The organism is Inquilinus sp. 2KB_23, from assembly GCF_052115705.1.
GTDB lineage: Bacteria > Pseudomonadota > Alphaproteobacteria > DSM-16000 > Inquilinaceae > Inquilinus > Inquilinus ginsengisoli_A.
The window spans coordinates 1-21023 of the sequence record NZ_JBFRHF010000044.1; the positions used below are offsets into that span (position 1 = coordinate 1).

Genomic DNA, 21023 nt, shown 5'->3' on the forward strand with positions numbered 1-21023 from the left:
GCCTATGTCGCGGCCAAGCACGGGCTGGTCGGGCTGACCAAGGTGGTGGGGCTGGAGAATGCCGGCAACGGCATCACCTGCAACGCGGTCTGCCCCGGCTGGGTGCTGACGCCGCTGGTCGAGAAGCAGATCGCCGCGATCGCCGCGGACAAGAAGATCAGCCAGGACGACGCGACCAGGCAGCTGCTGGGCGAGAAGCAGCCCTCGATGACCTTCGTGACGCCGGAGCAGCTGGGCGCCACCGTCGCCTTCCTGTGCTCGCCGGCCGCCGACCAGATCACCGGCACCGCCATCTCCGTCGATGGCGGCTGGACCGCGCAGTAAGGCAAGCAACAGCTTGCAGCGTAGGTTGGGTTCGCTTCACGAGCCCAACCTACGTCCGGGGAGCGACCGCTCCCTCTTGAACCTGGAATTCATCCTCCCCAAATCGATGGTCGTGGCGGCGCCCGGACGGGGTCGCCACGATCGCAAACCGCGGCGCGACCATTCTGGTGCGCCGCTCGGTATCGCTCAACGGAGGATATCCATGCGTACTCTCGACCTTTCCCCGCTTTTCCGGTCCACCATCGGCATCGACCGCATGTCGCGGCTGCTCGATTCCGCGCTGCAGTCCGACACCGCGGCGCCGTCCTATCCCCCCTACAACATCGAGAAGCTCGGCGACGACGCCTACCGCATCAGCATGGCGGTGGCCGGCTTCGGTGAGGACGACATCGAGGTGGTGACCTCGGAGAACACGCTCACCGTGCGCGCCAAGACGGCCTCCGAGGAGGAGGAGAAGGCCCGCAGCTTCCTGCATCGCGGGATTGCCGGCCGCGCCTTCGAGCGCCGCTTCCAGCTCGCCGACTACATCAAGGTGACCGGCGCGACCCTGGTGAACGGGCTGCTCAACATCGATCTGGTCCGTGAGGTGCCGGAGGCGCAGAAGCCCCGCACCGTGAAGATCGCCGTCGGCCCGGCCGCGGCGCCGAAGCAGCTCGCCGCCTGATCCCTTCGCGGACGGGGGTCGTCGCTGACAGCCCCCGTTCCGGAGACGCGCTAGAAGAAAGAGGGCCGCTTTTTTGCGGCCCTCGTTTTTTTGAAGCCTCGCCTGCTCAACTCGAGCATTGCCGCGACGATAGGTTTGCTGCGGACGTGACGTCAAGTCCCCGTTTGGGTCAGAAAAACCCTTTGTTTTGAATGATTTTCACCTGTTCACGGGCGACGTGGCCGCGCGGTGCGTCGCAAGCACGCCAAATGATTCTAAAAATGTAATATTCCCGGACGCTTGCCATTCCCGGCTCAGACCGGGCCACAACGGGAACGTTACCCCCGACTATATCCCGATCGCTGCAAAGTCACGCGAATTTCATCGAGAATCGCGGGATCGTCGATCGTGGCGGGCGTCGTGTAGGGCACCGAATCGGCGATTCGGACCATCGTGGCCCGCAGGATCTTGCCCGACCGCGTCTTCGGCAGGCGGTCGACGATCATCGCGGTCTTGAACACGGCAATCGGGCCGATCCGGTCGCGCACCCGCTGCACCGCCTCGGCCGCGATCGTCTCGTGCGGCCGGGTCACCCCCGCCTTCAGCACCAGGAAGCCCAGCGGCACCTGGCCCTTCACCTCGTCCGCCGCCCCGATCACCGCGCATTCCGCGACATCGGGGTGGCCGGCCAGCACCTCCTCGATCTGCCCGGTCGACAGGCGGTGGCCGGCGACGTTGATGACGTCGTCGACCCGGCTCATGACGAAGACATAGCCGTCCTCGTCGATCATCCCGGCGTCGCCGGTGGTGTAGAAGCCGGGATAGGCCTCGAGATAGGCGCTGCGGAACCGGGCCTCGGCCTGCCACAGCGTCGGCGCGGCGCCGGGCGGCATCGGCAGGCGGCAGACCAGCACGCCGATCTCCCCGGGCGGCATCTCCGCCCCGTCCGGCCCCAGCACCCGCACGTCCCAGCCCGGCATCGGCCTGGTCGGCGACCCCGGCTTGACCGGCATCGCCTCCAGCCCCAGCGGGTCGGCGCAGATCGCCCAGCCGGTCTCGGTCTGCCACCAATGGTCGATCACCGGCCGATGCAGCAGCCCTTCGGCCCAGGCCAGGGTGTCGGGGTCGCAGCGCTCGCCGGCCAGGAACAGGGCGCGGAAGCGCGACAGGTCGTGCTGCGCCAGGTGCCGGCCCTCGAAATCCTCGCGCTTGATGGCGCGGAAGGCGGTGGGGGCGGTGAACAGCACGCTGACGCCGTGCTGCGCGACCACCCGCCAGAAGGCGCCGGCATCGGGGGTGCCGACCGGCTTGCCCTCGTACAGCACGGTGGTGCAGCCGGCCAGCAGCGGGGCGTAGACGATGTAGGAATGGCCGACCGCCCAGCCGATGTCGGAGGCGGCCCAGTACACCTCGCCGGGCTTGACGCCGTAGACCGCGCCCATGGTCCAGGCCAGGGCCACGGCATGGCCGCCATTGTCGCGCACGATGCCCTTGGGCTGGCCGGTGGTGCCGGAGGTGTAGAGGATGTAGAGCGGGTCGGTCGCCGCCACCGGCACGCAGGCCGCCGGGGCGGCCGCTTTCTCGACCTCCGTCCAGTCATGGTCGCGGCCCGGCTGCATCGCTGCGGCGCATTGCGGCCGCTGCAGGATCACCGTCGCCGGAACCTTGTGCCGGGTCAGGTCCAGCGCGGCGTCGAGCAGCGGCTTGTAGGCGATGACGCGCGCGACCTCGATGCCGCAGGAGGCGGAGACGACCAGCTTCGGCGTGCAGTCGTCGATCCGCGACGCCAGCTCCGGCGCCGCGAAGCCGCCGAACACCACGGAATGCACCGCGCCCAGCCGGGCGCAGGCCAGCATGGCGACCACCGCCTCGGGCACCATCGGCATGTAGATCACGACCCGGTCGCCGGGGCCGACGCCCAGCGCGCGCATGGCGCCGGCGAAGCGGGCGACGCGGTCGGTCAGCGCGGCATAGGTGAAGCGCTGCACCGTGCCGGTGACCGGGCTGTCGTAGATCAGCGCCACCCGGTCGCCATGGCCGGCGGCGACGTGGCGGTCCAGCGCGTTGTGGCAGGTGTTCAGCCGCCCGCCGGCGAACCAGCGATAGAGGGGCGCGTTGCTGTCGTCCAGCACCCGGTCCCAGTGCCGGTCCCAGTCGATCGCGGCGGCGGCGTCGCCCCAGAATCCCTCGGGGTCGTCGAGCGCGCGGCGACAGGCCTCGGCATAGGCTCCCATGGACGTTCCTCCCGGACACGCGATTTTCCGAACCCTAGCGCCGTGCGGCCACTGGGGCGAGTGGGGAAGATGACCCCCCAAGAGGCCGGTGTCGCGATCCGGCCAGCGTCAGCCGCGGCGGGCGGACCGCGATCCAGCCATTTCGTCTCAAACTGCGCGGTGCCACAGTGTCTCCAACGAACAGGGGGCCGTCGATGCCGCATGCCTATGACACCGATCTCGACCGCAACGCGGCGAACCATGTGGCGCTGACGCCGCTGTCCTTCCTCGGCCGCGCCGCGCTGGCGCATCCGGACCGGCCGGCCGTGGTCTATGGCGACGTGAAACGAAGCTGGCGCGAGACCGCGGAACGCTGCCGCCGCCTGGGCTCCGCCCTGTCGCGCCGCGGCATCGGCAAGAACGACACCGTGGCGGTGATGGCGCCGAACATCCCGGAGGCGTTCGAGGCCACCTTCGGCGTGCCGATGACCGGCGGCGTGCTGTGCGCCCTCAACATCCGGCTCGACGCCGCGGCGATCGCCTTCCAGCTGCAGCATTCCGAGACCAGGATCCTGCTGGCCGACCGCGAATACGCCGCGGTGGTCCGCGCGGCCGTGGCCCAGATGGCGGCGCCGCCGCTGGTGGTCGACATCGTCGACCCGGCCTGCGGCGGCGACCCGGTGGGCGGCCTGACCTATGACGACCTGCTGGCCGAAGGCGACCCGGCCTATGACGGGGTGCGCCCGGACGACGAGTGGGACGCGATCGCGCTGAACTACACCTCGGGCACCACTGGCGACCCCAAGGGCGTGGTGACCCATCATCGCGGAGCCTATCTCAACGCCCTCGGCAACGTGGTCACCTGGGCGATGCCGCACCACCCGGCCTATCTCTGGACCCTGCCGATGTTCCATTGCAACGGCTGGTGCTTCCCCTGGACCATCACGGCGCTGGCCGGCACCCATGTCTGCCTGCGCCGGGTCGCCGCCCGCGACATCTACGCTGCCATCGCCGACCACGGCGTCACCCATCTCTGCGGCGCGCCGATCGTCATGGGCATGCTGCTGAACGCGGCGCCCGAGGACCGGCGGGAGTTTCCCCAGTCGATCCAGATGATGACCGCGGCCTCGCCGCCGCCGGCCGCGGTGCTGGAGGGCATGGCCCGGCTGGGCGTCCAGGTCACCCATGTCTATGGCCTGACCGAGGTCTACGGCCCGGCCGTGGTGTGCGACTGGAAGACGGAATGGGACGCGCTGCCGGCGGGGGAGCAGGCGCGGCTGAAGTCGCGCCAGGGCCTGCCCTATGTGGTGCAGGAAGGGCTGATGGTGGCCGATCCCGACACGCTGGCCCCGGTGCCGGCCGACGGCGAGACCATGGGCGAGGTGTTCATGCGTGGCAACATCACCATGAAGGGCTATCTCAAGAACCCTGCCGCGACCGCGAAGGCCTTCGCCGGCGGCTGGTTCCACACCGGCGACCTCGGGGTGATGCATGCCGACGGCTATGTCGAGCTGAAGGACCGGTCGAAGGACATCATCATCTCCGGCGGCGAGAACATCTCGACCATCGAGGTCGAGGGCGTGCTGTACCGCCACCCCGCGGTGCTTGAGGCGGCGGTGGTGGCGCGGCCGGATGCGACCTGGGGCGAGACCCCCTGCGCCTTCGTCACGCTGCGGCCGGGGGCGAGCGCGACGCAGGCGGAGATCATCGCCTTCTGCCGGCAGCACTTGGCGCATTTCAAATGCCCGAAGACGGTGGTGTTCAGCGACCTGCCCAAGACCTCGACCGGAAAGATCCAGAAATTCGTGCTGCGCGACCAGGCGCGGGCGCTCTGATCAGGCTTCCGCCGCGGCGGCGACGCTGCGGCGGAGGCCCTCGGCGTAGGAGGTCTTGGCGATCGGGCCAAGCAGGGCCTGCAGGGCGGAATCGTCCATCACCACCGGGTCGGTCCACAGATAGTGCATCTCGACCAGCTCGCGCAGCAGCGGGCTGAACAGGCCGCCCAGGCGCAGGCCCAGCTTGCCGACCACCATCAGCTTCGGCTTGCGGCCGGCGGCGGCGAAGGCCAGGCCGGCCGCCTCGCGCGCCGTGATGGTGCCCGGCCCGGCCAGGTGCCACACCCGGCCCCAGGCCTCGTCCCGCGACACCAGCGCCGCGACCACCGGGCCGGCGTCGGGCACGTAGAGGAATTCGTGCGGCCGGTCGATCGGGCCGAGCATCTGCGCCCGGCCGCCCTTCGCCGCGGCGTCGATCGCGCTGCGCAGCACGCTGCGCTCGACCCCTGGGCCGTAGAAATCGGGCAGGCGCAGCACCGCGCCGCGGATCCGGCCGGCGGCATCGGCCTCCAGCACCAGATCCTCCTGCGCCTTGCGCATCCGGCCCTTGAAGGTGTGCGGCCGGCGCGGATGGTCCTCGCGCACCGGCATGGTCTGCGCCCTGCCATAGGGATAGACCGTGCCGATCAGCAGCAGCTTCGCCACGCCCTCGGCCACGGCGCCGTCCAGCACCTGGCGCATCAGGACAGGATGCTGCTGGAACTCGTGATACTCGACCCCGACCAGATGGATGATGGTGTCCATGCCCCGCGCCGCGGCACGGACCGAGTCCGGGTCGTCCGGCGTCCAGGTCACGATCTCGGCCAGCGGGTCGGCGCCGAAATCCCGCTCCAGCGACGCCCGCGACCGCCCGACCACGCGATAGGGCCGCCCCTCCGCCCGCAGCGCCGCGGCGATGCTGCGGCCGATGGCGCCGGCGGCGCCGAACAACGCGATCCCAGCCATGCCTGCTTCTCCATGAACGATGATCTGTTGGTGAACAATGTTCATTGAACGATGTTCATAACCGCGTTGACCCGGGGCTGTCAATCGGCAACCATCGCGGCATGGGAACGATGGAACGACGGGCGCGGGACAAGGCGGCGCTGCGCGAGCGCATCCTCGACGCGGCGCGGGCGATCGCGCTGAACGACGGGTTCGCGGGGCTGACCATGCGCAAGCTGGCGGCGGCGATCGAATACGCCCCGGGCACGATCTACCTGCATTTCGACGGCCGCGACGCGATCGCGCGCGAGCTGTGCCTCGAAGGCTACCGGGCCTTGCTGGCGGCGTTGGAGCCGGCGGCCGTCATCGCCGATCCGCGGCAGCGGCTGGCCGCCCTGGCGCGGGCCTTTGTCGGCTTCGGGCTGCAGCAGCGAGAGATGTACCGGCTGATCCTGATGGAGGATCCCAAGCTGCTCGACGCGCTGTACCGCGACCGCCCGATCGACGACCCGGATGGCCCCGGCACCCGCGCCTTCCTGCTGCTGGTGCAGGTTTTCGCCGATCTCGGCGCGGCGGCGCCCGACCGCCGGGCCGAGGTGCTGCTGGCGACGCTGCACGGCATCGTCAGCCTGAAGCTGACCTGCGAGCGCTTCCTGCGCACCCCGGCCGAAGACCTGGTCACGGCAACGCTGGAGCGAGAGCTGGCGGCCGCTTAGCGGCGGGTCATCGCGACTGCTGCGGCAGGCCGGCCGGGGCCGGTTCGGCCACCGGCTCCACCGCGGCCAGGTCGGTGCCGCGGGTCTCGCGCGACAGCAGCACGCAGATGATGCCCGGCACCGCCATCAGCCCGGCATAGATCGCCACCGCCTGCGGCGTGCCGGTCCAGCCCAGCAGCAGCGTGCCGATCAGCGGCGCCACCGAGCCGCCGACCACCGACGCGACCTGGTAGCTGACCGACATCGCGGTGTAGCGCACCCGGGTCGGGAACAGCTCGGTGAAGAAGGCCGACATGCTGCCGACGATGATGCCGTGGCAGGTCAGGGTCAGCAGGGTGACGTGCAGCACCGTCTCCGGCGCGGCCCCCGGCGGCAGGGTGAACAGCAGCACGCTGGCGCCGATGCCGCCGGCCAGGCCCAGCAGCATCACCGGCCGCCGGCCGATGACGTCCGAGGCATAGGCCGCGGCCATGATCACCACGACCTCGAGGATCGAGCCCCAGAACAGCGCATCGACGCCGACGCCGCGGGCCAGGCCGATGAACTTGACCACCAGCACCAGGAAGAAGGTGGTGAACAGGTAGAACAGCGTGTTCTCCGCCGCCTTCACCAGGAACACCTGGCCCATCGGCCGCCAGAAGCCGCGGAAGGTTTCCGCCAGCGGCGCCGGCGGCACCTCGCGGCGCTTGGCCGCCAGTTCGGCGAAGACCGGCGATTCCTCGATCCGGCTGCGCATCCACAGGCCCAGCGCGACCAGCACGATCGAGAACAGGAAGGGCAGGCGCCAGGCCCAGTCGACGAAGGCGGCCTCGCCCAGCCGGGCGGTGATCAGGGCCACGGTCGCGGCGGCCAGCACATTGGCGGCGGGCCCGCCGATCATCGGGAAGCTGGTCCAGAAGCCGCGCCGCTTCCCCGGCATGGATTCGGCCACGATCAACAGCGCGCCGGTGGCCTCGCCGCCGACGGCGATGCCCTGCAGGATGCGCAAGGCGACCAGCAGCACCGGGGCCAGGCCGCCGACCGAGGCGTAGGTCGGCAGCAGGCCCATGCAGAAGGTGGCGGCGCCCATCAGCAGCAGGCTGACCACCAGCGCGTTCTTGCGGCCGATGCGGTCGCCCAGCGCGCCGAACACCAGGCCGCCCAGCGGCCGGGCGACGAAGCCGATGGCGAAGGTGCTCAGGCTCAGCACCACCCCGACCAGGGGATCCTCGGTCGGGAAGAACGCCTTGTCGAACACCAGCACGGCGCAGGTGGCGAAGATGAAGAAATCGTACCACTCGATGATGGTGCCGACGGCGCTGGCGAACAGCAGGCGCACCCGCTCCGCGATCCTGCCCTGACCCATGATCCTGCCTCCCTTCGCCCTGCGGCATGGGCTGCGCTTGCCAGCCGCGCCGGGCCGAGTATTGTCCGACAATTCTGGCGGATAGGCCCTTCCGCATCGGCCGGGCCGATGCGATGGTTCCGGGTGGTCCTCCGCCAGCCGCTCCGGCATGCCGGAACGGGTCGGTGTTGAAGAAGACCGAATTTCGTTTCATATGAAACGAATGTCAAGGCGCGGCTGGGGAGGCCGGGAGATGCGTGAACGGGGCGGGCAGGCGGCGGCGGAGTTCGATCTCGAGGCGTTCCTGCCCTATGAGCTGTCGGTGGTCAGCAACCGGGTCAGCCGCACCTTCGCCCGGCGCTATGCCGACGCCTTCGGCCTCAGCATCCCGGAATGGCGGGTGATGGCGATGGTCGGGCGCCACGCGCCGCTGTCGTCGAACCAGATCTGCGAGCGCACGGCGATGGACAAGGCCAAGGTCAGCCGCGCGGTCAGCCGGCTGATCGAGGCGGGCCACCTGGCCCGCGGCACCAACCCGCAGGACCAGCGGCTGATCCAGCTGACCTTCACCGCCGCCGGACGCCGGGTCTACGACGCCATCGTGCCTTTGGCGCAGGAGATCGAGGCTGAGCTGATGGCCGCCTTCGAACCGGGCGAGCGCGAGACGCTGCGCCGGCTGCTGCGCACGCTCGACGCCCGCGTCTCCCATCTCGGCACCCCCGCCGCCGCGGATGGGGAGGATTAGGGTCGAGACTGGATCAGGCTTGGGGGGCTTTCGACCCTTTCCGGCCGAACATCTAAGATCCGGATTCGACCTTTTCGGGAGTCGGCGTTTCCGTCGCGTCGCCCCACTCCGCGGGATCGAGACTGGGTTGGGGGCCCTCCCCAGCACCTTCCCACCCAAACACATACTCGTACGGCTGATCACAGTCCGGGGCTCGGAACTCGTGTTTCAATTTCCAGCCGAGCCGAATGTATTCACGAGCCATCGAAGCCGAATGTGCCTTACCCATTCGTGACATCACGAACTCCGAAGAAGGTCGGTCCTATTCAAGATAGTCCGGGTGGTGAATGGCAGCAAACCGCCCAAAGACGCCGATTTCAGCTGTAGGATTTTGACCTGAAAACCCGCCCAGTCAGTGCGGCACGGCCTCGCTGGGTTCCAGCTTCCGCGGCGCGCCGGTCTTCGCGGCGATCGGGATCAGCCAGATGGTGATGAAGGTCAGCACCGCCATCGCCACCACGCCCAGGAAGGTCCAGTGCAGCGCCTTGTCGAAGACGTCGCGGACGGAGGGGTCGGAGGCGAGCTGGGCCAGGCCCTCCGGCTGGTTCAGCACGTCATGCACGCCGGCCGCCAGCGCGCCGCTGCCGAAATGGGCGATGCCGATGTTCAGGATGGCGCCCAGCGCGGTGGCGCCGATGGTGCTGCCCAGGTTGCGGGCGAAGATGATCGACGCCGTGGCGCTGCCGCGCATCGACCATTCGACGCTGTCCTGCACCACGGCGATGGTGGTCAGGCTGATCAGCCCCATGCCGAAGCCCATGATGAAGGCGCCGACGCCGGCCACCACCGGGTGGGTCTGCGGCGTCAGGAACAGCAGGAAGGTGGCGCCGACCGGAAACAGCAGGCTGCCGACCCGCAGGGTGCGGCGGACCCCGAAGGCGCGGTACAGCCGCTGGGACAGCATCACCGCCAGGGGCCAGCCGAACACCAGCATGCTCAAGGTGAAGCCGGCGGTGATCGGCGACCGGCCCAGCACGCCCTGGACATAGACCGGCAGGATGGTGGTCAGGCCGATCAGCGCCATGCCGGCCAAGAGGGTGGCGATGTTGCTGGTGGCGACCAGCCGGCGGCCCCACAGCTCGAGCGAGATGATCGGCTCCGGCGCCCGCCGCTCCTGCCACAGGAACAGCCAGCCGGCGACCAGGAACAGCAGCGCCAGCCCGCCGAGGACCCAGCCATTGCCGTCGGTCTCGGTCAGGATCACCAGCAGCGACACGATGGCGACCGAGAACAGCCCGGCGCCGGTGTAGTCGATGCGGACCTGGCGCGGCTGGATCGATTCCCGCAGGAACAGCACGAAGCCCAGGATGGTCAGCACGCCGAAGGGCAGGTTGAGCCAGAAGATCCAGGCCCAGGACAGGTGGTCGACGATGATGCCGCCGGCCAGCGGCCCGATCACGGCGGAGGTGGCCCAGACGCTGGCCATCATGCCCTGGGCGCGGCCGCGCTCCTCCAGCTTGTACAGGTCGCCGATGACGGTCATGGTCACCGGGGTGATGGCGCCGGCGCCCAGGCCCTGCAGCAGCCGGAACAGGATCAGCGACCCCATCGACCAGGCGAAGCCGCACAGCACCGACCCGACCAGGAACAGCGCGGTGCCGCCGACCAGCACGGGCTTGCGGCCGAACACATCCGACATCTTGCCGTAGATGACGGTGGTGGTGGATTGGGCCAGCAGGAAGGCCGAGAACACCCAGCTGTAATAGGTGAAGCCGCCGAGCTCGCCGACGATGCGGGGCATGGCGGTGGCGACGATGGTGGCCTCGATCGCGACCATGAAGGTGGCCAGCATGATCGAGGCGATGATCAGCGGACGCCGGGTGACCTTGGCGGCGTTGGACATGGCGTTCCTTTCGCGGGCGGGGTCCGGGCCCTCGCCCATTTCCGGATCGGGCCAGCCGCGACCGCGATGCACCCTTCGCGGATCCCTGGCTGTCGTGAAGTGCAGACGAACGCAGCCCGTGCCGGAGATCAGGCACAGGCGGGCAGGTTGCCAACAGCGTCGGGGAAAGTGTCGCATCGCGACGCGCCGCGGACCAAATGCCTTTCCGGCACGTCGCCCCTGACCGGAAATCATGAAGCCGGCCCTGGCCGACTCGGGGCCGGCGCGCCATGGATCAACGATCTAGGGGTGCAGGGTCAGGCCCTTCAGCACCTTGTCGACATCCTTGCGGTCCTCATGCATCGCGAAGCCGACCAGGTCCAGCGCCTCGGCCGTCACGGCCTGGACCGCGGCGCGGTTGGCCTCGTCATGGCCGGTGGCGAACAGGGCCTCGGTGTAGATCGCGATCCGCAAGTTGCGGGCCATCGCGCGGGCATGCGCCGCCTTCAGCGCCTCGGCCGATCCGGCGAAGACCAGCACCGGCTGGCGGAACATCGGCAGGTACAGGTTGCCCGACCCGTCCCGGTAGGGTTCGCCGACCAGCTCCGGCCGGGTCGCGCCAAGCCCGCTGACGGTGAAGGCGGTGACGTTCAGCTTCTGCCAGACCGGCAGGTCCTCGCGCAGGGCGACGGCGATCTTGGTGTCAAAGCGCATGCATCCTCCTTGGAACGTGGCGATGCTAGGGACCGGCCGGTCCCTCCGGCTTGTACGATCGTGCTGTGGCGGCGGCCGCCGCGGCGCCGTATCATCCGATCATGGACACAGGCGAGTGGATCACGGTCGGGATGGACCGCCGCTTCGGCGTCGAGCGCCTGCGCGCGCATTTCACCGCGCACAGCTATGAGCGCCATGCCCATGAGACCTATGCCGTCGGCCTGACCGAGGCGGGGTCGCAGAGCTTCCATTGCCGCGGCGCCGTGCACCGCACCCGGCCGGGGTCGATCATCACCTTCAACCCGACCGAACTCCATGACGGCCACGCCACCGGCGCCGAGGGCTTCCTGTACCGCATGCTCTATATCGAGCCGCAGACGGTGGTGTCGGTGCTGGATGATGCCGGCATCCGCTTGCCCTGGGACATGGCGCTGCCGGCGACGCTGTCCGAGGATCCGGCCCTGGCCCGGCTGATCGCCGATGCCGCGCGGGCCTTCGCCGAGCCGGGGGCGACCCTGGCGCGGTCGGAGACGCTGGCGGCGATGGTGGTCGGGCTGGCCCGGCGCCAGGCCGGAGCGCCCGCGCCGCGCACCGGCCACCCCGGCGATGCCGCCCTGGCCCGGGCGCGCGACCATCTGCACGCCCATCTCGGCGACGACATCACGGCGGAAGACCTCGCTGACGTGGCGGGCTTAAGCCGGTTCCACCTTTCGCGGTCATTCGCCCGGCGCTATGGCGCGGCGCCGGCCACCTATCTCCGCTGGATCCGGCTGGAACGGGCCAAGCGGCTGCTGGCGGCGGGGGAGCCGGCGGCCCAGGTGGCGGCCGCCACCGGCTTCACCGACCAGGCGCATCTCACCCGGCGCTTCAAGGGCGCCTATGGCGTGACGCCGGCGAGGTTCCAGCGGGCCGCTCGGGCGGCTTAGGCAGCCACCCCCAGCCTCGCCACCACCTCGTCGGCGATCGACAGGCTCGAGGTCAGGCCCGGGCTCTCGATGCCGAACAGGTTGACCAGCCCGGCCACGCCATGCCCCTCCGGCCCCTGGATCACGAAATCCGCCGCGGTGGCGCCGGGCGGGGTGATCTTCGGGCGGATGCCGGAATAGTCCGGCAGCAGCGCCCCGTCCGGCAGCGCCGGCCAGTAGCGGCGGATCGCGGCGTAGAAGCTGTCGGCCCGCGCCGGGTCGACGCGATAGTCCAGGCTGTCGACCCATTCGACATCGGGGCCGAAGCGCACCCGGCCGCCGAGGTCGATGGTGGCATGGGTGCCCAGGCCGCCGGGCACTGGCACCGGATAGATCAGATGGCGGAAGGGCGGCCGGCCGGACAGGGCGAAGTAGTTGCCCTTGGCCAGGTAGGGCTGCGGCACCGCCGCCTGCGGCACCCCGGCGATGCGGCGGGCGACGGCGGGGGCGGACAGGCCGGCGGCGTTGACCACCCGCCGGGCCAGCAGCTCCATGCCGCCCTCCTCGGTGGCGATCTCCAGATGCAGCCCTTCGGGCGTGGCCACCGCCGATTCCAGCCGGCTGAGATAGGCGATCATCGCGCCCTGCGCCTCGGCGTCGCCCAGCAGCGCCAGCATGAAGCCGTGGCTGTCGACGATGCCGGTGGAGGGCGAGAACAGCGCCGCGGTGCAGGCGATCTCCGGCTCCAGCGCATGCGCCTCGTCGGCGGTCAGCGGCCGCAGCGCGTCGTCCTCGCCGGTCAGGCCGTTGGCCTGCGCCCCGGCGGCGATTCGGGCCAGGGTCGCCGCCTCGGCCTCGTCGGTCGCGACGATCAGCTTGCCGCAGCGCTGGGCGGTGACGCCGTGATCGGCGCAGAAGCGGTACAGCGCCCGCCGCCCGGCGACGCAGTGCCGGGCCTTCAGGCTGCCGGCGGGATAGTAGATGCCGGCGTGGATGACCTCGCTGTTGCGGGCCGAGGTCTCGGTGCCGAAGGCGTCGGCCGCCTCCAGGATGATCACCTCCTGCCCGGCCAGGGCCAGCGCCCGGGCGACGGCCAGGCCGACCACCCCGGCGCCGACCACCACTGCGTCGACGGTGTCGGTCATGCCGCCCCGCGCAGTTGGGTGATCGCCCGGGCCACGCCGCGCAGCTCGGCCAAGCCCTTCAGCCGGCCGATCAGGGAATAGCCGGGGTTGGTCTTCTTGCCGACGTCGTCGGCCAGCAGATGGCCGTGGTCCGGCCGCATCGGGATCTCCCAGTCGCTGCGTCCCGCCGCCCTGCGCGCCTTCTCCTCGGCCAGCAGCGCGTCGATCACCGCCACCATGTCGGCGCCGCCCTCCAGGTGCTCGTCCTCGAAGAAGGATCCGTCATCCTCGATGGTGACGTTGCGCAGATGGGCGAAGTGGATGTGCGACGCGAACTCCCGCGCCATCGCCGCCAGGTCGTTGCCGCGGCGCGAGCCGTAGGAGCCGACGCACAGCGTCAGCCCGTTCGCCGGGCTGGGGGCCATGGCCAGCACGGCGCGGGCGTCGGAGGCGGTGGAGACGATGCGCGGCAGGCCGAACAGCGGGAAGGGCGGATCGTCGGGGTGGACGGCCAGCCGGGCGCCAACCTCTTCCGCCACCGGCACCACGGCCGACAGGAAGGCCTTGTAGTTCGAGCGGAAGTCGTCCGCCGAGATCCCGGCATAGAGGGCCAGCCGGCGCTCGAACCCGGCCCGGTCGTTGACCGCACCGGCGACGCCGGGCAGGCCGGCGATGATGGTCTTCTCCAGCTCGGCGCGCTCGCTCTCGCTCATCGCCGCGGCGCGGTCGCGGGCGCGGGCCAGCACCTCGGGCTGGTGGTCGGCCTCGGCGCCGGGGCGCTTGAGGATGAAGGCGTCATAGGCGGCCATGTCGACCGCGTCGAAGCGCAGGGCGTAGCCGGTGGTGGGCAGGCGCCACAGCAGGTTGGTGCGGGTCCAGTCGACCACCGGCATGAAGTTGTAGCAGACGGTGGTGACCCCGGCCGCGGCGACATTGCGCAGCGATTGGGCGAAGCGGGCGATGGCTTCGGCCGCGCCGGCGCCGCCGGTCTTGATCACATCGGGGATCGGGATGCTCTCGACCACCGACCACACCAGCCCGGCGCCCTCGATCACCGCGCGGCGCTCGGCGATCTCCTCGGCCGGCCAGGCGCTGCCATCCTGGCGATGGTGCAGGGCGGTGACGATGCCGCTCGCGCCCGCCTGCTTGACATGGTCCAGCGTCACCGGGTCGTTCGGGCCGAACCAGCGCCAGGTCTCCTTCATCGTCTCCCGTCCCTCATCGCGTGTTGATCTTGTTGCAGCCGCAAGCCGACCCGCCTTCTTACCGGGATCAAAGCGCCTTGCGAAAGGTCAGGTTGATCCTCTGCCGGCCGACCCGCGCATGGCTGCCCTCGGCCAGCGGCGCGATGCCGTGGAAGGCCAGCCGCGCCGGGCCGCCCCAGACCGCGACGTCGCCATGCTCGACCCGCACCTTGCGCGTCGGGTCGCTGCGCTGCAGCCCGCCGAACAGGAAGGTCGCGGGCAGGCCCAGCGAGACCGAGACGATCGGCGCGCCGGTGTCGCGCTCGTCGCGGTCCTGGTGCAGCGACAGCCGGGTGCCGGGCTCGTAGCGGTTGATCAGGCAGGCGTCGGGGGCGAAGCCGGGAAAGCCGGCGCGGGCGGCCGCACCTGCCGCCAGGGCGAGGAAGGCGGCGGGCAGCGGCGGCCAGGGCTCGCCGGTGGTCGGGTCATGGGTGTCGTAGCGATAGCCGCTGCGGTCGCTGACCCAGCCGACCGCGCCGCAATTGGTCATCGCCACTGACATCAGATAGCCGCCGGGGGTGACCAGATGCCGGAACGGCGCCGCGGCGGCGACGGCGTCCACCGCCGCCAGCAGGGTCTCGGCGACGTCGCCGGCGAAGCCGCGCAGCAGCACCGCGCCCTCCGCCAGACTCTCCTCGCGCGGCCCGGGGCTGGGCAGGTTGTCGAACAGGTCGGCCATCGCGGTTCGGCCCTCATCACAGAATGACGAGGGAGACTCTACCGGAACCCGCGGCCGGCGGCATTCCATCCCTTGCGGTCGAATCCGGCGCAAGAACCGGAGTGCCCGCGGCGCCGCACGGCGCGATGATCCTGGGACCGCCATCGAAGCCGGGGACCGCGTGATGATCACCCTCTACGACTACCTGCCGTCGCAGAACGCCTACAAGGTCCGGCTCCTGCTGGCCCAACTGCAGCTTCCCTACCGGACCGAGATCGTCAGCATCTTCGAAGGCGAGGGCCAGCGGCCGGAGTACCTGGCCGTCAACCCGACCGGCGCGGTGCCGGCGATCCGGCTCGACGACGGCCGCGTCATCGCCGAGTCCAACGCCATCCTGTTCTTCCTGGCCGAGGGCACGCCGTACCTGCCGGAGGACCGCTTCACCCAGGCCAAGGTGCTGCAATGGCTGTCCTTCGAGGGCGACTATGTCCAGTCGACGGTGGCGACGCTGCGGCACTGGACCATGACCGGCAAGCTGGCCCGCCGCCCGGCCGCGCTGGTCGAGGCCAAGCGCGAGGGGTCGCTCAGGACCCTGGCGATCCTCGACCGCGAGCTGTCCGGCCGCCCATGGCTGGCGGGGCCGGCCTACAGCATCGCCGACATCGCGGTGTTCGCCTATGTCCACCGGGCGGAGGAGGCGGATCTGCCGTTGGCCGACTATCCCCATGTGGTGCGCTGGATCGGCCGGGTGCGGTCGCAGCCGCGCTTCCGGGCCGAGACCTTCCCCTATTCGATCGACCCGCACTCGGTGAAGGAATTGCCGTGACTGCGACGCTTCATTCTGTCGAGCGGAACCAGCGTTCTCCGGCATCCTCGGCCCGGCGCCGCTCCAGCTCCTCGCTGTAGCGGCGCAGCGAATAGGCCTCGCTGAGATAGCCGATGATCCGCCGCTCCTGCGCGTCGCTGACCACCGGCAGGCTTTCGGTCTCGGCCGCGTGGAACAGTTCCAGCGCGGTGCGGATGCTCTGGCCCGGCAGCAGCATGTAGGCCGCGGCGTGGCGCAGCGTGCCGATCTCGATGGTGTCGGCGTCGGTGTCGTGGTCGGAGTTGTGGACGTCCGACACCAGCGCCAGCCCGGCGGCGCGGCCGTCGCCATCGGTCAGGAACACGCGCTGGGTCGACCCGACCGGGAACTGCCTGCGGAAATCGGCGATCGTCGTGGTTTCCGGCACGCTGCGCGCGTCGCGCCGCATCAGCCGGGCCACGGTCAGGTCACGGATCCAGCCGACATCCTGGGCGCCGCGGATGGCTTCGCCGCGCAGGTGGAAGCGCCAGGTGGCGAAGGAATAGCCGAACAGGTGCCGCACCACGGCAGCGGCGACCACCACCCCGACCATGACGCCGACCGCGACCGAGAAGTCGTCGGTCAGCTCCAGCGCCAGGAAGGTCATGGTCAGCGGCCCGCCGATCACCGCCGCGGCCATCGACGCCATGCCGACCAGGGAATAGGCGAGGTGCTCGACCGGATGGCCGGGCAGGGCCAACGCCGTCAGCTGGGCCATGATGCCGCCGAACAGGGCGCCGGTCAGCAGCGAGGTGAAGAACAGGCCGCCGCGGAACCCGGCGCCTAGCGAGATCGCCGCTGCCGCGGTCTTGGCGATCAGCAGCAGGGCCAGCGCGGCGAGCGGCGGCGCCATGGTCAGGTCGGCATGCAGGGCGCCGTGGCCGGAGCTCAGCACCTCCGGGAAGCGCAGGGCCATCAGCCCGACGATCAGCCCGCCCACCGCGGGCCGCAGCAGCTGGGGCAGGGCCAGCTTGCGCATCGCCGCCTCGGTCCAGGTCACGCCCTGCATCATCAGGATGCCCAGCCCGGCGCAGGCCAGGCCGATCACGACGAAGATCGCGTAGTCGGGCGCGTGCAGGCCGGCATCCCACGTCACCTCGAGGAACGGGCCCTCGTTCAGCAGCAGGCGCTCGACCACCGTCGCGGTCAGCGCCGCCGCCACCACCGGCGCCAGCGTCGCCGCGGTGTAGGCGCCCATGATCAGCTCGAAGGCGTAGAAGGTGCCGGCCAGCGGCGCGTCGAAGGCGGCGGCGATCGCGGCCGCGGTGCCGCAGCCGACCAGGATGCGCAGGTCGGCGCGGCGCAGCCGGAAGATCTGGCCGATGCGCGAGGCGACGCCGCCGCCGAGCTGGGTGTATCCCGCCTCCATCCCGACCGAGGCGCCGACACCGCTGGACATCAGGGTGGCGCCGGCGACGACGAAGCCGTCGCGCAGCGACATCCGGCCGCCATACAGGGCATTGGCCTCGATCGGGTCGACCGGCGGCCGCGGCCGCCAGCGGCCGATCAGCCACATCACCGCGCCAAAGCCCAGGCCCCCCAGCACCGGCACCAGCACGGTCAGCAGCGGGCTGGTGTCGATGCTGGCGCTCAGGCGCTGGCCGCTCGGCAGGTCGAACAGCAGTTCGTGCAGAAGCTGCAGCCCCTCGCGCAGGGCCACGACGCCGAGGCCGACGACCACGCCGATCGCCGCGGCCAGCAGCGGCAGGGCGATCTCATTGGCGCGCACGGCGCTGCGCAGCCGCGTCCACAGGTGCAGGCGCAGCCAGCGGCCGCGCCGGGGCGGCGAGGGGGTCGCGTCTTCGGCGTCTGGCAGGGCCATGGTCGTCGCCGTCTCGGGGAGGTCCCGTCCTTGTGGCCGACCCCGGCGGCCGGCGCAAGGGATCGGGGCTCGACGAATGGTCGCAACTCCGCTTTAACGGCGCGGGGGCATCCACGGAGACGTTGCGTCATGGTCGCGATCGGCTGCTTCCTGCCCTTCCTGCTCGCCATTGCCGGGGCCGTGATCGGCCATCTGCTCGGCAGCGGCACCATCGGCCTCTGGGGCATGGGCATCGGCTTCGCCGCCGGCCTCGCGATGGCGGCGGTGATCGGTGTCGTGGCGATGCGGGCGAAGAGCGAATAGGCGATCGCGCGACGAGCCGAAGCCCGGCGGGAACCGATATTTCCCAAGCCCTGTTGAGAAAAGACCAAGAACAACGGCGAGGAGCGCCGCCATGGGCATCGGTACCATCCTGCTGATCATCCTGATTCTCATGCTGATCGGCGCCTTCCCCTCCTGGCCGTACAGCAGCGGTTGGGGCTACGGCCCCAGCGGCCTGCTCGGCGTGGTCGTGGTCGTCCTGCTGATCCTCGTCCTGATGGGACGAATCTAGGCCGGGACCCGCGGCCGCCTCAGGTCCCGCGCGGCTTTGCCCGCGCGGTGGCCGGGGCGGCCAGCGGGTCGTCGGGCCAGGGGTGGCGCGGATAGCGGCCCCGCATGTCCTTGCGCACCTCGGCATAGCTGCCGGCCCAGAAGCCGGCGAGGTCGCGGGTCACCTGCAGCGGCCGGCCGGCCGGCGACAGCAGGTGGATCGCGATCGGCACCCGGCCGCCGCCGACCCGCGGCGTCTGGGCTTGGCCGAACATCTCCTGCAGCTTCACCGCCAGCACCGGCTGGGCCGGGTCGGTATAGTCCAGCGCAGCGCGGCGACCACTGGGGATTGGCACCGTCGCCGGCGCCAGGGCGTCCAGCGCCCGCTGCCGCTCCCAGCCCAGACCCGTCGCCAGGATCTGGGCCAGGTCCAGCCGGTCGAGGTCGCTGCGGCGCCGCATCCCGGTGAGGTGCGGCCCCAGCCATTCCGCCAGCGTCTCCGCCAGCACCGCATCCGACCAGTCGGGCCAGACCTCGCCCTCCAGCACCCTGGCAAAGCCGACCCGCTGGCGCAGGGCGACGGCGCCGTCGCGCCAGGGCAGGGCGTCGACGCCCAACCGCCGCACCCCCTCCATCAGCGCCGCGGCCACCGCCTCCGGCGCCGGCTTCGGCAGGGCGGCATCGGCCAGCACCAGGGCGCCGAGCCGGCGCTGGCGGCGGGCGGCCACCGCCTGCTCCGTCGCATCCCAGGTGACGCTCTCGACCCAGGCGATGCGGTCGCCCAGCACCGCCTCCAAGGCCGCGGTGTCCAGCGGCGCGGCGGCCAGGATGCGGGCCTCGCGCCCGGCATCGTCGGTCTCGGCGACGGCGAGAGTGTCGGCGCCGGCCAGCGGGTCGGTCTCGCGCACCGAGGCGCCGCGGCCATTGGCCAGCAGGAAGCTGCCGCGCACGCCCGGCCGGCGCCGCGCCACCCGGTCGGGATAGGCCAGGGCCAGCAGGGCGCTGGCATCCTCCGGCCCGCCGCCGGGGCCGAGGTCGAAGCGCCTGGCGATGTCGCGCGCGGCCTCGCGCAGCCTGGAGATCGCAGGATCGTCGCGGCCGCCACGGCGCAGCGCCTCGACCGAGGCGCGCAGGTCGGTCTCGGCCACCGGCTTACGGCCCTCCAGGATCGCCGCGAGGTCCGCCGCCACGCCACCGATCCGTTCGGCCTTGGCGCGCAGCACCATGTGGGCCAGCCGCGGATGCAGCGGCAGCCGGGCCATCGCCTTACCGTGCGGTGTTGGCCGCCCGGCGGCATCGAGGGCGCCGAGATCGGCCAGCAGCTCCCGCGCCTGGGCCAGGGCGGCGGCGGGGGGCGGGTCCAGCCAGGCCAGGTCGCCGCCGCCCCACAAGGCGAGCTCCAACGCCAGCGGCGCCAGGTCCGCCACCAGGATCTCCGGCGGTGCGAACGGCGCCATGGCGCCCTCGCCGGCCTTGGCCCACAGCCGCCAGCACACCCCCGGCTCGGTGCGCCCGGCGCGGCCGCGGCGCTGGTCGGCGGCGGCGCGGGCGATGGTCACCGTCTCTAGCCGGCTCATGCCGGTGCGCGGGTCGAAGCGCGGCGCCCGGGCCAGGCCGCTGTCGATCACCACCCGCACGCCCTCGATGGTCAGGCTGGTCTCGGCGATGTTGGTGGCCAGCACGACCTTGCGCATCCCCGCGGGCGCCGGGCGGATGGCCTGGTCCTGCGCCGCGCCGGTCAGGTCGCCGTAGAGCGGCGCCACGATCACGCCGTCGCCCAGCCCCGACAGCTTGGCTTGGACCCGGCGGATCTCGCGGGCGCCGGGCAGGAACACCAGCAGGCTGCCGCTCTCCTCGGCCAGAGCGTCGCGCGCGGCCCGCGCCACCGCGTCCTCGATCGCCTCGCCGGCGTGGGGCGGGCGGTGCAGGGTCTCCACCGGGAAGGCGCGGCCCTCCGAGGTCACCACCGGGGCGTCGCCCAGCAGCCGCGCCACCGGCCCGCCGTCCAGCGTCGCCGACATCACCAGCAGGCGCAGGTCGTCGCGCAGCGCCCCCCGGGTCTCCAGCGCCAAAGCGAGGCCGAGATCGGCGTTCAGGCTGCGCTCGTGGAACTCGTCGAAGATTACGGCGCCGATGCCCTCCAGCGCCTGGTCGTCCTGAAGCATCCGGGTCAGGATGCCTTCGGTCACCACCTCGATCCGGGTGTTCGGCCCGATCTTGCGGTCCATGCGGATGCGGTAGCCGACGGTGTCGCCGACCTTTTCGCCCAGCAGCGACGCCATGTGGCCGGCGGCGGCGCGGGCCGCGATCCGCCGCGGCTCCAGCATGATGATCCTGCCGCCGCTCAGCCAAGGTGCGTCCAGCAGCGCCAGCGGCACCCGTGTGGTCTTGCCGGCGCCGGGCGGCGCCTGCAGCACGGCGCAGCCGCGCGCCGCCAGCGCCTCGCGCAGCGCCGGCAGGGCCGTGTCGATCGGCAGGGGGGGCAGGGTCCGGGTCATCGAAACACAAGATCTCGGCAAGAAGCGGGATGCATCCACGAACGATGCTGGCGCCATGTCAAGCCGGAGCCGGCGAACCTATGCGGGGCCGGGGAAGC

Annotated in this window: 19 protein-coding genes; 9 read left to right on the top strand and 10 right to left on the bottom strand. The window is 71.2% G+C overall.

What is annotated here, in order from left to right; all coding sequences use genetic code 11:
- Together AB4112_RS34460 and AB4112_RS34465 are read left to right on the top strand one after the other, a co-directional pair.
- Window positions 1-324: SDR family oxidoreductase (locus AB4112_RS34460; protein ID WP_441726807.1), on the top strand; the 324-nt coding region annotated here is incomplete at its 5' end.
- A gap of 202 nt (window positions 325-526) precedes the next feature.
- Window positions 527-988, top strand: coding sequence for an Hsp20 family protein (locus tag AB4112_RS34465; RefSeq protein ID WP_309800606.1), 462 nt, complete (start codon window positions 527-529; stop codon window positions 986-988).
- Between the two features lie 317 nt (window positions 989-1305).
- Here the strand turns inward: AB4112_RS34465 and AB4112_RS34470 are convergent, their stop codons facing one another.
- Window positions 1306-3201, bottom strand: coding sequence for an AMP-binding protein (locus AB4112_RS34470; protein WP_441726810.1), 1896 nt, complete (start codon window positions 3199-3201; stop codon window positions 1306-1308).
- A 194-nt stretch (window positions 3202-3395) separates the two neighbouring features.
- On the opposite strand from AB4112_RS34470, the gene AB4112_RS34475 reads away from it, so the two are divergent.
- On the top strand, window positions 3396-5015 hold the full coding sequence (locus tag AB4112_RS34475) for an acyl-CoA synthetase (RefSeq protein ID WP_441726814.1): 1620 nt from the start codon (window positions 3396-3398) through the stop codon (window positions 5013-5015).
- Here the strand turns inward: AB4112_RS34475 and AB4112_RS34480 are convergent, their stop codons facing one another.
- Window positions 5016-5960, bottom strand: a complete 945-nt coding sequence (locus tag AB4112_RS34480; RefSeq protein WP_441726817.1) for an NAD-dependent epimerase/dehydratase family protein — start codon at window positions 5958-5960, stop codon at window positions 5016-5018.
- A gap of 110 nt (window positions 5961-6070) precedes the next feature.
- On the opposite strand from AB4112_RS34480, the gene AB4112_RS34485 reads away from it, so the two are divergent.
- Complete coding sequence (locus tag AB4112_RS34485) at window positions 6071-6655, top strand: TetR/AcrR family transcriptional regulator (protein ID WP_441726819.1); 585 nt, start codon at window positions 6071-6073, stop codon at window positions 6653-6655.
- A gap of 7 nt (window positions 6656-6662) precedes the next feature.
- Here the strand turns inward: AB4112_RS34485 and AB4112_RS34490 are convergent, their stop codons facing one another.
- Complete coding sequence (locus AB4112_RS34490; protein ID WP_441726822.1) at window positions 6663-8000, bottom strand: MFS transporter; 1338 nt, start codon at window positions 7998-8000, stop codon at window positions 6663-6665.
- A 232-nt stretch (window positions 8001-8232) separates the two neighbouring features.
- Between AB4112_RS34490 and AB4112_RS34495 the strand changes: the two genes are divergently transcribed.
- The gene (locus tag AB4112_RS34495) at window positions 8233-8724 is read left to right on the top strand and encodes a MarR family winged helix-turn-helix transcriptional regulator (RefSeq protein ID WP_309800616.1); all 492 of its coding nucleotides are present in this window, start codon (window positions 8233-8235) and stop codon (window positions 8722-8724) included.
- 391 nt (window positions 8725-9115) lie between these two features.
- On the opposite strand, the gene AB4112_RS34500 is transcribed toward AB4112_RS34495, so the two are convergent.
- Window positions 9116-10606, bottom strand: coding sequence for an MDR family MFS transporter (locus tag AB4112_RS34500; RefSeq protein ID WP_441726826.1), 1491 nt, complete (start codon window positions 10604-10606; stop codon window positions 9116-9118).
- Between the two features lie 282 nt (window positions 10607-10888).
- Complete coding sequence (locus tag AB4112_RS34505) at window positions 10889-11299, bottom strand: DUF2000 family protein (RefSeq protein ID WP_309800619.1); 411 nt, start codon at window positions 11297-11299, stop codon at window positions 10889-10891.
- Window positions 11300-11400: 101 nt separating this feature from the next.
- Between AB4112_RS34505 and AB4112_RS34510 the strand changes: the two genes are divergently transcribed.
- On the top strand, window positions 11401-12225 hold the full coding sequence (locus AB4112_RS34510) for an AraC family transcriptional regulator (protein WP_309800621.1): 825 nt from the start codon (window positions 11401-11403) through the stop codon (window positions 12223-12225).
- Here AB4112_RS34510 and AB4112_RS34515 read toward each other — a convergent pair.
- The 3 genes from AB4112_RS34515 to alkB all read right to left on the bottom strand — a co-directional run bounded on the left by AB4112_RS34515 (window position 12222) and on the right by alkB (window position 15251).
- Entirely contained in the window at window positions 12222-13349 is a 1128-nt protein-coding gene (locus AB4112_RS34515) for an NAD(P)/FAD-dependent oxidoreductase (RefSeq protein WP_441726831.1), read from the bottom strand. The genes AB4112_RS34510 and AB4112_RS34515 overlap by 4 nt on opposite strands.
- Entirely contained in the window at window positions 13346-14533 is a 1188-nt protein-coding gene (uxuA, locus tag AB4112_RS34520; RefSeq protein ID WP_441726834.1) for a mannonate dehydratase, read from the bottom strand. Before uxuA ends, AB4112_RS34515 begins: the two co-directional genes overlap by 4 nt.
- 67 nt (window positions 14534-14600) lie before the next feature.
- The gene (gene alkB, locus AB4112_RS34525; RefSeq protein WP_441726837.1) at window positions 14601-15251 is read right to left on the bottom strand and encodes a DNA oxidative demethylase AlkB; all 651 of its coding nucleotides are present in this window, start codon (window positions 15249-15251) and stop codon (window positions 14601-14603) included.
- 163 nt (window positions 15252-15414) lie between these two features.
- On the opposite strand from alkB, the gene AB4112_RS34530 reads away from it, so the two are divergent.
- Window positions 15415-16056, top strand: coding sequence for a glutathione S-transferase family protein (locus tag AB4112_RS34530; RefSeq protein WP_441726840.1), 642 nt, complete (start codon window positions 15415-15417; stop codon window positions 16054-16056).
- Window positions 16057-16066: 10 nt separating this feature from the next.
- On the opposite strand, the gene AB4112_RS34535 is transcribed toward AB4112_RS34530, so the two are convergent.
- Entirely contained in the window at window positions 16067-17896 is a 1830-nt protein-coding gene (locus AB4112_RS34535; RefSeq protein WP_441726843.1) for a chloride channel protein, read from the bottom strand.
- A 129-nt stretch (window positions 17897-18025) separates the two neighbouring features.
- Between AB4112_RS34535 and AB4112_RS34540 the strand changes: the two genes are divergently transcribed.
- Window positions 18026-18199, top strand: a complete 174-nt coding sequence (locus AB4112_RS34540) for a hypothetical protein (protein WP_441726846.1) — start codon at window positions 18026-18028, stop codon at window positions 18197-18199.
- Window positions 18200-18290: 91 nt separating this feature from the next.
- Window positions 18291-18449, top strand: a complete 159-nt coding sequence (locus AB4112_RS34545; protein WP_309800631.1) for a DUF3309 family protein — start codon at window positions 18291-18293, stop codon at window positions 18447-18449.
- A 19-nt stretch (window positions 18450-18468) separates the two neighbouring features.
- On the opposite strand, the gene hrpB is transcribed toward AB4112_RS34545, so the two are convergent.
- On the bottom strand, window positions 18469-20925 hold the full coding sequence (gene hrpB, locus AB4112_RS34550; protein WP_441726848.1) for an ATP-dependent helicase HrpB: 2457 nt from the start codon (window positions 20923-20925) through the stop codon (window positions 18469-18471).
- Between the last annotated feature and the right edge of the window lie 98 nt (window positions 20926-21023).

Excerpts from the sequence above, each read along its gene's own strand:
- AB4112_RS34465 (WP_309800606.1), top strand. The coding sequence starts at position 527 with ATGCGTACTCTCGACCTTTCCCCGCTTTTCCGGTCCACCATCGGCATC.
- AB4112_RS34470 (WP_441726810.1), bottom strand. The coding sequence starts at position 3,201 with ATGGGAGCCTATGCCGAGGCCTGTCGCCGCGCGCTCGACGACCCCGAG.
- AB4112_RS34475 (WP_441726814.1), top strand. The coding sequence starts at position 3,396 with ATGCCGCATGCCTATGACACCGATCTCGACCGCAACGCGGCGAACCAT.
- AB4112_RS34480 (WP_441726817.1), bottom strand. The coding sequence starts at position 5,960 with ATGGCTGGGATCGCGTTGTTCGGCGCCGCCGGCGCCATCGGCCGCAGC.
- AB4112_RS34485 (WP_441726819.1), top strand. The coding sequence starts at position 6,071 with ATGGAACGACGGGCGCGGGACAAGGCGGCGCTGCGCGAGCGCATCCTC.
- AB4112_RS34490 (WP_441726822.1), bottom strand. The coding sequence starts at position 8,000 with ATGGGTCAGGGCAGGATCGCGGAGCGGGTGCGCCTGCTGTTCGCCAGC.
- AB4112_RS34495 (WP_309800616.1), top strand. The coding sequence starts at position 8,233 with ATGCGTGAACGGGGCGGGCAGGCGGCGGCGGAGTTCGATCTCGAGGCG.
- AB4112_RS34500 (WP_441726826.1), bottom strand. The coding sequence starts at position 10,606 with ATGTCCAACGCCGCCAAGGTCACCCGGCGTCCGCTGATCATCGCCTCG.
- AB4112_RS34505 (WP_309800619.1), bottom strand. The coding sequence starts at position 11,299 with ATGCGCTTTGACACCAAGATCGCCGTCGCCCTGCGCGAGGACCTGCCG.
- AB4112_RS34510 (WP_309800621.1), top strand. The coding sequence starts at position 11,401 with ATGGACACAGGCGAGTGGATCACGGTCGGGATGGACCGCCGCTTCGGC.
- AB4112_RS34515 (WP_441726831.1), bottom strand. The coding sequence starts at position 13,349 with ATGACCGACACCGTCGACGCAGTGGTGGTCGGCGCCGGGGTGGTCGGC.
- uxuA (WP_441726834.1), bottom strand. The coding sequence starts at position 14,533 with ATGAAGGAGACCTGGCGCTGGTTCGGCCCGAACGACCCGGTGACGCTG.
- alkB (WP_441726837.1), bottom strand. The coding sequence starts at position 15,251 with ATGGCCGACCTGTTCGACAACCTGCCCAGCCCCGGGCCGCGCGAGGAG.
- AB4112_RS34530 (WP_441726840.1), top strand. The coding sequence starts at position 15,415 with ATGATCACCCTCTACGACTACCTGCCGTCGCAGAACGCCTACAAGGTC.
- AB4112_RS34535 (WP_441726843.1), bottom strand. The coding sequence starts at position 17,896 with ATGGCCCTGCCAGACGCCGAAGACGCGACCCCCTCGCCGCCCCGGCGC.
- AB4112_RS34540 (WP_441726846.1), top strand. The coding sequence starts at position 18,026 with ATGGTCGCGATCGGCTGCTTCCTGCCCTTCCTGCTCGCCATTGCCGGG.
- AB4112_RS34545 (WP_309800631.1), top strand. The coding sequence starts at position 18,291 with ATGGGCATCGGTACCATCCTGCTGATCATCCTGATTCTCATGCTGATC.
- hrpB (WP_441726848.1), bottom strand. The coding sequence starts at position 20,925 with ATGACCCGGACCCTGCCCCCCCTGCCGATCGACACGGCCCTGCCGGCG.